A 9,293-nucleotide genomic window follows, 5' to 3' on the forward strand; every position below is an offset into this window, starting at 1 on the left:
GCCGCGAGCCAGGGCCCGAGGCCCGACCCGGCCGGCGTGTCGACCCGCAGGAAGGCGCCGGGGCGGGCCGCCATCGCGAAGCCGATGAGCGCGCGCGCCGCCTCCGGCGTCTCCGCGACGACGGGCCCGACCACCTCGCCGCGGCCGAAGGGGCGCAGGACCGCGAAGCCCGCGGCGGCGCCGCCGCGGCGCAGCACGGCGACCCGCCCCTCGGCGGCGAGGCGGGCGAGCAGCGCCGTCCGGTCCATGCCGCAGGCCTCCCGGTCGAGGCCCGCGAGGGCCGCGACCGGCGCGCCCTCCCAGGCGATCTCCCGCAGCCCCGGGGCGACGTCCGCGACGGCGGTGCCTTGGTGCTGGAGGATCTCGCCGGCGGCGCGAAAGCCGAGCTTCTCGTAGAGCGGCAGTCCGTCCTCGGTCGCGACCAGCCGGCAGGCGCGGCCGTCCGCGGCGGCGAGCGCCGCCTCCATCAGCCGGCGCCCGAGGCCGCGCCCGCGCATCGCCTCGTCGACGATCACCATGTTGACCGCCGCCGCCTCCCCGAAGGTCGTCGTCATCGCGGTGCCGACCACCCGGCCGTTGAGGAGGGCCACGCGTCCGGCGCTGAGGGACAGCACCAGGGCCCAGTCCTCCCGCCGGTGCGGCCAGCCCGCCGCCCGCGACAGGGCGACGGCCCCGTCGAGATGGGCCGGCGCGAAGGTCCTCAGGTCTGGGGCGACGCTCTGCATCCTCGTTCCCTCGGCGCGCTGTCTCGGGATCGAGGATTAGGCCGGGCGCCGGAGGAGATGGACCCGACTCGCGGCGGCCCGCGACATCTTCGGCCGCGCGCCGGCGAGCGCGCCGCATCTTCTGCCGGCACGACGGTCGGCGCGGCGGCGCCGCGCCCGCGGGGCGCCGCAACACCCTGCCGGCCCGGCGCGACGATACGGAAGAATCTGCTTCCCGCCGCCGCCAATGCGGTGAACCCGCCCGGGGCCCGGTTCCTACTATCCCGGGGGAGAGGACGCCCCGGACGCGTCGGGGATCCGATCGTGCCGCACCGGCCGGCGGGGCCGTCCCTTCGTCGGGTGATGCTCCAGCGAGGAAGCGACATGACTGCGTTTCGCCCCAAATACATCACCTTCGACTGCTACGGCACGCTGACCCATTTCCGGATGGCCGAGGCGGCGCAGGGCCTCTACGGCGACCGCCTCGAGCCCTCGCGCATGGCCGCGTTCATCCGGAGCTTCGCGGCCTACCGGCTCGACGAGATCCTGGGCGACTGGAAGCCCTACGACGCGGTGGTCCACAACGCCGTCGAGCGCGCCTGCCGCAAGACCGGCGTCGCGTTCCGGCCGGAGGACGCCCGCGCCATCTACGAGCAGGTGCCGGGCTGGGGCCCCCACCCCGACGTGCCGGCGGGCCTCGCCGCGGTGGCGCGGGAGATCCCCCTCGTGATCCTGTCGAACGCCTCGGATTCGCAGATCCTCGAGAACGTCGCGAAGCTCGGCGCGCCCTTCCACGCGGTCTACACGGCGCAGCAGGCGGGGGCCTACAAGCCGCGCTTCCGCGCCTTCGAGTACATGTTCGACATGCTGGGCTGCAATCCCGAGGACGTGCTGCACTGCTCGTCCTCGTTCCGCTACGACCTGATGTCGGCCCACGACCTCGGCATCACCAACAAGGTGTGGGTGAACCGCGGGCACGAGCCGGCGAACCCGTACTACGGCTACGTCGAGATCAAGGACATCTCCGGCCTGCCCGGCGTCGTCGGGCTCTAGGGCGGCGCCCGGTCGCGCGGCCCTCGGGCGCCGCTCGCCAAGTCCGCGCCGGCCCGCGCTCGCCGAACCGGCCCCCGCATCGGCGGGGGCCGAACCCTACCGTCCGACGGCGCGGCGGCATCCCGCCCTGCCGCACACCGCACCCGGCGCGGCGGCATCCCGCCTCGCCGCACACCGCACCCGGCGCGGCGGCATCATGCGCTTCACCTCCTACTGGCACGACACCGCGCCGCGCTTCGAGGGCGCGGACCCGGGCCCGGTCGAGGGCCACTACGACGTCGCCGTCGTGGGCGGCGGCTTCACCGGGCTCGCGGCCGCGCGCCACCTCGCGCAGGCGGGCGCCAGGGTCGCCGTGCTGGAGGGCGCGCGGGTCGGCGCCGGCGCCTCGGGCCGCAACGGCGGCCACCTCAACAACGGCCTCGCCCACAGCTACCTCGCCGCCAAGGCCGAGCTCGGTCCCGAGCGCGCGAGGGCCCTGTACCGGGCCTTCGACGACGCCGTCGACACGGTCGAGGGGATCGTCGCCGCCGAGGGCCTCGACTGCGCCTTCCGGCGCTCGGGCAAGCTCAAGCTCGCCTCGAAGCCCGCCCACCTGGCGGGCCTCGCGCGCAACTTCGAGGCGGTCCACGCCGAGGTCGATCCCGACACGGCGCTGCTCTCGGCCGGTGACCTCGCGGGCGAGATCGGCTCGGGCGGGTTCCACGGCGCGATGCTCTCGAAGAAGAGCGCGATGATGCATATGGGCCGCTTCGTGACCGGCCTCGCCGGGGCGGCCGCGCGCCACGGCGCGCGCGTGTTCGAGGACGCCCCGGTGACCGGGCGCCAGCGCCAGGGGAGCCGCCACGCGCTGGAGACGCCCCGCGGCGGCGTGACGGCGGACGAGGTGCTGCTGGCGACGGGCGCCTACACGGGCCGGCCCTTCGGGTATTTCCGCCGCCGCCTCGTGCCGGTCGGCAGCTTCATCATCGCGACGCGGCCGCTGACCGAGGCCGAGGTGGGCGCCACCGTGCCGGGCGACCGGACCTACGTCACCTCGCTCAACATCGGCAACTACTTCCGGCTCGCGCCGGACCGGCGCCTGATCTTCGGCGGCCGGGCGCGGTTCTCCGCGACCTCGGACCAGCGCTCGGACGCCAGGAGCGGCGCGATCCTGCGGGCGAGCCTCGCGACGATCTTCCCGCACCTCGCCGCGATCGAGATCGACTATTGCTGGGGCGGCCTCGTCGACATGACGAAGGACCGCTTCCCGCGGGCCGGCATCGCCGACGGCGTCCACTTCGCCATGGGCTACTCGGGCCACGGCGCGCAGATGTCGACGCATATGGGGGTGGTGATGGCCGACATCCTCCTCGGCCGCGCCGACCGCAACCCGACGGCGGCCCTCGCCTGGCCGGCGATCCCGGGCCATCTCGGCAAGCCCTGGTTCCTGCCGCTGGTGGGCACCTACTACAAGCTGCTCGACCGGTTCCGCTAGGGCGAGGCCGCGGGGTGGCGGTTCGGCGCGGCGGGCCGGGTCAGTAGCCGCGCGCCCGGTCGACGAGCCCGAGCGGGTCGAGGCCCGCGTCCAGCCGTCGGATGTTGGCGATCACCGCCCGGGCGGCGGTCTCCGGCTGGGTCACGCTGGCGACGTGCGGGGTGAGCAGCACCTTGGGGTGGGTCCAGAGGGGATGGCCGGCGGGCAGCGGCTCGGGGTCGGTGACGTCGATCACCGCGCCGGAGAGCCGGCCGGCATCGAGGGCGCCGATCAGGGACGCGGCGTCGAGCTGGGCGCCGCGCCCGGCATGGACGAGGCCCGCACCCGGCGGCAGGGCCGCGAAGAGCGCGGCGCCGAGGATGCCGCGGGTCTCGGGCGTCAGCGGCAGCAGGCAGACGAGGATGTCGGTCCCGCCCAGGAAGGCGCCGAGCTCGTCGGGGCCGTGATGGCAGCTCACGCCCGGGATCTCGCGCCGCGAGCGGCTCCAGCCCGCGAGGGGGAAGCCGAACGGCGCCAGGCGCTCCAGGGCGGCGCGCCCGAGCGCGCCGAGGCCGAGCACGCCGACCCGCCGCTCCGCGGCCTGGCGCACGGGCCGCGCCCGCCACGTCTGCTCCGCCTGCTGGGCGAGGTAGCCCGGCAGTTCGCGGTGGAGCGCGAGGACCCCGAGGGCGACGTATTCCTGCATCATGCGGACGATGCCCTCCTCGACCATCCGCACGACCTTGAGGCGCGCCGGCAGGGCGTCGAGGCGGAACTGGTCGATCCCGGCCCCGATGCAGAACAGCGCCTCGAGGCGGCTGAAGCGCGCCAGGTCCTCCGGGGGGGTCCAGGTGAGGAGGTAGCGGATCTCGGCCGGATCGACCCGGTCTTCGCCGGTGACGAAGCGCAGGCCCGGCAGTTCGCGGGCGAACTCGGCGGCGAAGACCCGGGCGCGCGCGGCGTCGGAGTTGAACAGGAAGGCCATGCGGTGCGCGCCCCGGACGATGTCGATGGGGGCACGATGGCCCGCGCCCGCCGGCAGGATGGACCGAAGCCGCGCGGGCGGGCGGCAGATCGCGCTGTTGTGGCGGGTGCGGCCGGCGCGTCCCCCTCGCGCCCTGACCGGCCCGGCGCGGGCCGGCTGACCCGGCGGATGGGCGCCGGCCTAGGTGCGGATCGCGGTCCGGCACGCCGAAGATCCGCGCCGATTCGGCGGAATGTTGCGAAAATCCCCGGCTTGCAGCGCGGTCTGTGGCGGCGGCGGGTCCAGAATACCGCCGGACTTCCGCACGGCCCCGGCCTCCGGGCCGGGCTCCTGACGGGCGGCGCACCGGGTGGCAGGCACCGACACGCTTCGGATCGAGACTTTCGCGCTCACCGCGCTCGACATCGCGGCGGTCGATCCCGCGGCGCTGCACGCCCTGTCGGTCGGCGTGCGCTGGCCGCACCGGGCCGAGGACTGGCGCATGCTGATCGCGGCCGGGCGAGGGATCGCCGCCCGGGACGAGATCGGCCGTCTCATCGGCACGGCGATGTGGTTTCCCTACTCCGAGGCCTTCGCGACGGTCGGGATGGTGATCACCTCCCCGCGCCTCCAGGCGCAGGGTGCGGGCCGCTGGCTGATGGAGCAGGCGCTCGCGGCCCTGGGCGGGCGGGCGCTCGGCCTCAACGCGACGCGCGCGGCGCGCCGGCTGTACCGCTCCCTCGGTTTCGCCGACGAGGCGACGGTGTACCAGTGCCAAGGGACCGCCGTGCGGCCGGAGGCGGCCCCTCCCCCGCCCGGCACCGTCCTGCGCGCCGCCGAGCCCGCCGACCTCGACGCGCTGGTCCGGCTCGACGCGCAGGCGTTCGGGACGCCCCGGAGCGTGCTCCTGCCCCGCCTCCTCGCGGTCTCGTCCGGGACCGTGCTGCTGCGCGCCGGCCGCGTCGAGGCCTTCGCGCTCTGCCGCCCGTTCGGGCGCGGCCACGTGATCGGTCCGCTCGTCGCCGTCTGCGACGCGGACGCGGTCGCGGTGGCCCGGCCGCACGTCGCCGCGCGGGCCGGCTGCTTCCTGCGCCTGGACACCCGGCAGAGGACGGGCGCCTTCCGGGCGTTCGTGCTGGGGTCCGGGATGCCGGTCCACGACACGGTGACCACCATGTCGCGCGGCCGGCCCTGGCCCGTCCGGGGCGGCGCGTCGGGGGGGATGCCGGCCACCTACGCGCTGACGAGCCAGGCCCTGGGCTGAGCACGCCGGCCGCCGCGGAGCCGCCCCGTCCGGGCGCGCGGCCCGGTGCGGGATCGGGGCGGGGTCAGAGAGCCGCGCAGATCCGGTAGGAATCGTAGATCGCCGAGTGGATGTCCCGGCTCGAGACCGCGTCGCCGACGCGGTGGAGCGCGAAGGAGCCCGGATCGCGCCCGGACGCGCCGTCCCGCGCGGCCCGGCCCATGAGGGCCTCGGGCTCGGTGACGCCCCGGTTCGACGAGAGGTCGCGCAGGGCCCGGTAGAGGTCGTCGATCGGGATCGTCCCGTTCTCGACGACCACCTGCTCGGCCTCGACCCTGACGTCGAGCCCCGTATACGCGTTGCGCAGGACCGCGACGATGCGGTTGCCTTCGCGCAGCACCTGGATCAGCCGGACGTCGACGATCGGCCGGACGCCCTGCTGCGCGAGGCGTTTCCGGTAGCTCGTCCTGTCGGTGTAGGGCATCTCCAGCGCCAGGGCTTCGTCGGGCGTGGCGAGCGAGACCGCGCGTCCCTCCCCGGCGAGGCGCAGGGCGCAGGACGGAGCGGCCTGGCGGCCGGTCCCGTCGTAGACGAGGACGCTGTCCTTGCCGGCGACGGACCCGGTGAGCACGTCCCACGCGCTGTCGCAGAGTTCGGCGCCGTCGAGCCCGTCGAGGTCCGGAACGCCCCCGGTCGCCACGACGACGACGTCCGGCCCTTCCGCCAGGACCTCGGCCCCCTCGCAGTACGTGTTGAGGCGGACCGCGACGCCGAGGCGCTCCAGCTCGGCGACGCGCCAGTCGACGATGCCGATGAGGTCCCGCCGCTCCGGCGCGGAGGCGGCGACCAGGATCTGGCCCCCGAGCCGGGCGCCCGCTTCCATCAGGACGACCCGGTGCCCGCGCTCGGCCGAGACGCGGGCGGCCTCGAGGCCGGCGGGACCGCCGCCGACGACCACCACCTTGAGCGACCGCGGCGCCGGCGCGATCGTGTGGCTCAGGACCGTCTCGCGCCCGCTCGCCGGATTGTGGACGCAGTTCACCTTCTTGTAGAGGCAGTAGGACGCGCCGACGCAGGGGCGGATCCGCGCCTCCTCGCCCCGGACGATCCTGGCCACGATGTCCGGATCGGCGATGTGCGCGCGGGTCATGCCGACGAGGTCGACGATGCCGGCGCCCACGGCGTGGCGCGCCGTCGCCACGTCGCGGATGCCCGCGGCGTGCAGCAGCGGGAGCCGGACCTCGCGCCGGAACCGCGCGACGTGGTCGAGGAACGGCGCGCTGCGCTGGAAGATGCCCGGCATGTTGTCCTCGCTCAAGGCGAGGTCGGTGTCCATCCTGCCGTAGATGCAGTTGAAGAAGTCGAGGTGCCCCTCCCGCTCGAACAGGCGCGCCAGGGCGAGGCAGTCCTCGACGTCCGACCCGTCCTCGACGCCCTCGTCGACGACGAAGCGGATGCCGACCACGACGTCGTCGCCGACGGCCTTGCGGATGGCCTCGTGCACCATCAGGCCGAAGCGCGCCCGGTTCTCGACCGTCCCGCCGAACCCGTCCGAGCGCCGGTTGGTGCGCGGCGACAGGAACTGCCCGATCAGGTGGCCGCCCGTGACCGTCTCGACGCCGTCGAGGCCGGCCTCGGCGCAGCGCCGCGCCGCGCGGGCGTAGTCGCCGACGATGCGGGCGATGTCCGCCTCGTCCATCTCCTTCGGGAAGTTCCGGTTGCGGGTCTCGCGGATCCGCGAGGGGGCGACGACCGGGAGCCAGTTCGCCCCGAAGGCCGTCGCGCGCCGGCCGAGATGCGAGACCTGGCACATGATCGCGGCGCCGTGCCGGTGCACCCGCTCCGCCAGGACGCGCAGGTGCGGGAGGACGCGGTCGGCCGACAGGTCCAGCTGGCCGCCGCCCCAGCTCGAATCCGGCGAGGTCATTGCCGAGCCGCCGACCATCGTCATGGCGAGGCCGCCCTGCGCCTTCACCTCGTGGTAGCGCTGGTAGCGCTCGAGCGGCAGCCCGCCGTCGTCGAGCATCGAGGCGTGGCTGGTGCTGACGATCCGGTTCCGGAACACCACGTTCCTGATCCGGAACGGCTGAAGCAACGGGTCCCGGTTCGGCTCCGGGAAGCCGCCCGCCGAACGCGCGTGGTCCATGAGCGGCCTCACTCCTCTGCCCCGGTGCCGCGGCCCGGGCCGCGGCACCCGGAGGTCAGCTTCCGCGATCGGGCGCGCCGGGGCCAGATTGAAAAGCTGCGGCCCCGCCCATACGCTCAGGGTATGACCCACTTCGCCCGCCTGATCCCGTCCGCGCGGGGGCTCCTGGTCTTCGAGGCCGCCGCGCGCCGCAACAGCTTCACGGCGGCCGCGCAGGAGTTCAACATCAGCCAGCCTTCGGTGAGCCGGAACATCGCCCGGCTGGAGGACGAGATCGGCGTCGCGCTGTTCGACCGGAAGCCCCGCGGCCTCGAGCTCACGGCCGAGGGGCACGAGCTCGTCCAGGCCGTGCGCGAGGGGTTCGAGCGCATCGCCGACACCCTGGCGCAGCTTCGATCCCGCCGGCACCCGCCCAGGACCGTGGTGACGCTCTCGCTCTCGAGCTCGTTCGTCGCGCACTGGCTCCTGCCCCGCCTCGCCGCGTTCAACGCGGCCTTCCCGGCCGTCGAGCTGCGCTTCGACCTCATCCCGGGCCTCCTGCGCGGCATCCCCGACAACGTCGATCTCGCGACGCGGATCATGCCGGACGACGGCCAGTACCACCGCTGGGACCTGGCGCCGGAGATCATCGTCCCGGTCTGCAGCCCGTCCTACCTTCGCGCGCGCGGCGCCCTGGACCAGGACGGCGACTGGGGCGGGCACGTCTTCCTGCACCTCACCGAGCACCCGATGCGGCTCTGGGGCAAGGGACCCGGGAGCGCCGCCGACCGGCGCGCCCGGCCGGGCGTCTGGCACGCGTTCTCCGATTACGCCGTGATCCTCCAGGCGGCGCTCAACGGCGAGGGGATCGCGCTCGGATGGGTCAGCGTCGTCTCGACGGCGCTCGTCAGCGGCACGCTGGTGCCCGCCTCGGCCCGCAGGATCCGCACCGGGCGCCACCACACCCTGCTGGCCCCGAAGTCGCGGCCGCTCAGGCCCGCCGTCGTCGACATCGCGCACTGGTTCACGGCGCGTGCCGCCGACGAGCTCTCGCGGCTCGAACACCTGCTGTGAGGCCGGATCCGCGTCGGGACGTCCGGACGAGCCCGTCGGCGCGCCTCGTCATCGACCCGACCGGCGGGACCTCGAGCGTCCCGGTTCCGGCCGGCGTCGGGCCGGCCCCCGACCGGCCGGTCCGCATGGTCCGGTGGCGGCGCCGGCGTGCCGCCCTCGCGCCGCGGGGCCGCGGCGTGCTGAATGGCGCATCCGCACCAGGACCGCCGCGATGCTGCCGCCCACCGCCAACCTGTTCGCCGACCTGCCGCCCCTCGGGCGGCCCGACGAGGAGGTCCGCGACCTCCTCGCGGGCCGGGCCGTGCGGATCGAGCGCATCGTCTCGACCGGGCAGGCGAGCCCGCCGGGCTTCTGGTACGACCAGCCGTGGGACGAGTGGGTCGTGCTCCTCGCCGGCGCCGCGCGCCTGCGCGTCGCGGGCGAGACGGAGGCGCGGCTCCTCGGCCCGGGCGACCACCTGCTCATCCCGGCCCATGCCCGCCACCGGGTCGAGTGGACCGACCCGGAGACGCCGTCGATCTGGCTCGCGGTGCATTGCCGGCCCGAGCCCTGAGCGGGCCCGGCCGCAACGGGCGCCGGGACGCGCCGCGGAACCTTGCAGGCGCGAAACAGATACCCCCCCGGTGTTCCTGAGCCGGAGAGCTGCCCGTCATGTTCATGAGGATTGATCGCCTACA

The 9,293-nt window shown here is 75.1% G+C and carries 8 protein-coding genes; 5 read left to right on the plus strand and 3 right to left on the minus strand.

The annotated features are described in order from the left end of the window. On the minus strand, positions 1 to 725 hold a 725-nt coding region (locus DT057_RS32505), incomplete at its 3' end, for a GNAT family N-acetyltransferase (protein WP_162501579.1). A 363-nt stretch (positions 726 to 1,088) separates the two neighbouring features. On the opposite strand from DT057_RS32505, the gene DT057_RS32510 reads away from it, so the two are divergent. After that, the gene (locus DT057_RS32510) at positions 1,089 to 1,757 is read left to right on the plus strand and encodes a haloacid dehalogenase type II (RefSeq protein WP_128566166.1); all 669 of its coding nucleotides are present in this window, start codon (positions 1,089 to 1,091) and stop codon (positions 1,755 to 1,757) included. A 196-nt stretch (positions 1,758 to 1,953) separates the two neighbouring features. Continuing rightward, the gene (locus tag DT057_RS32515; protein ID WP_128566167.1) at positions 1,954 to 3,231 is read left to right on the plus strand and encodes an NAD(P)/FAD-dependent oxidoreductase; all 1,278 of its coding nucleotides are present in this window, start codon (positions 1,954 to 1,956) and stop codon (positions 3,229 to 3,231) included. A gap of 40 nt (positions 3,232 to 3,271) precedes the next feature. Here the strand turns inward: DT057_RS32515 and DT057_RS32520 are convergent, their stop codons facing one another. Continuing rightward, on the minus strand, positions 3,272 to 4,195 hold the full coding sequence (locus tag DT057_RS32520) for a 2-hydroxyacid dehydrogenase (protein ID WP_128566168.1): 924 nt from the start codon (positions 4,193 to 4,195) through the stop codon (positions 3,272 to 3,274). A 349-nt stretch (positions 4,196 to 4,544) separates the two neighbouring features. On the opposite strand from DT057_RS32520, the gene DT057_RS32525 reads away from it, so the two are divergent. Beyond that, a complete protein-coding gene (locus DT057_RS32525; protein WP_128566169.1) occupies positions 4,545 to 5,438 on the plus strand; it encodes a GNAT family N-acetyltransferase in 894 nt (297 codons plus the stop codon). A 64-nt stretch (positions 5,439 to 5,502) separates the two neighbouring features. On the opposite strand, the gene DT057_RS32530 is transcribed toward DT057_RS32525, so the two are convergent. Beyond that, entirely contained in the window at positions 5,503 to 7,563 is a 2,061-nt protein-coding gene (locus DT057_RS32530) for an oxidoreductase (protein ID WP_128566170.1), read from the minus strand. 123 nt (positions 7,564 to 7,686) lie between these two features. Here DT057_RS32530 and DT057_RS32535 point away from each other — a divergent pair, with 123 nt between their 5' ends. Both DT057_RS32535 and DT057_RS32540 read left to right on the plus strand, forming a co-directional pair. Continuing rightward, on the plus strand, positions 7,687 to 8,616 hold the full coding sequence (locus DT057_RS32535) for a LysR family transcriptional regulator (RefSeq protein ID WP_128566171.1): 930 nt from the start codon (positions 7,687 to 7,689) through the stop codon (positions 8,614 to 8,616). A gap of 211 nt (positions 8,617 to 8,827) precedes the next feature. Beyond that, positions 8,828 to 9,169, plus strand: coding sequence for a cupin domain-containing protein (locus tag DT057_RS32540; protein WP_128566172.1), 342 nt, complete (start codon positions 8,828 to 8,830; stop codon positions 9,167 to 9,169). Positions 9,170 to 9,293: the final 124 nt, after the last annotated feature.

It is taken from the genome of Methylobacterium crusticola (assembly GCF_003574465.1).
Classification (GTDB): Bacteria; Pseudomonadota; Alphaproteobacteria; order Rhizobiales; family Beijerinckiaceae; genus Methylobacterium; species Methylobacterium crusticola.

Bases quoted from the DNA above. Each gene is read 5' to 3' on its own strand.
- DT057_RS32510 (WP_128566166.1), top strand. From the start codon at position 1,089: ATGACTGCGTTTCGCCCCAAATACATCACCTTCGACTGCTACGGCACG.
- DT057_RS32515 (WP_128566167.1), top strand. From the start codon at position 1,954: ATGCGCTTCACCTCCTACTGGCACGACACCGCGCCGCGCTTCGAGGGC.
- DT057_RS32520 (WP_128566168.1), bottom strand. From the start codon at position 4,195: ATGGCCTTCCTGTTCAACTCCGACGCCGCGCGCGCCCGGGTCTTCGCC.
- DT057_RS32530 (WP_128566170.1), bottom strand. From the start codon at position 7,563: ATGGACCACGCGCGTTCGGCGGGCGGCTTCCCGGAGCCGAACCGGGAC.
- DT057_RS32535 (WP_128566171.1), top strand. From the start codon at position 7,687: ATGACCCACTTCGCCCGCCTGATCCCGTCCGCGCGGGGGCTCCTGGTC.
- DT057_RS32540 (WP_128566172.1), top strand. From the start codon at position 8,828: ATGCTGCCGCCCACCGCCAACCTGTTCGCCGACCTGCCGCCCCTCGGG.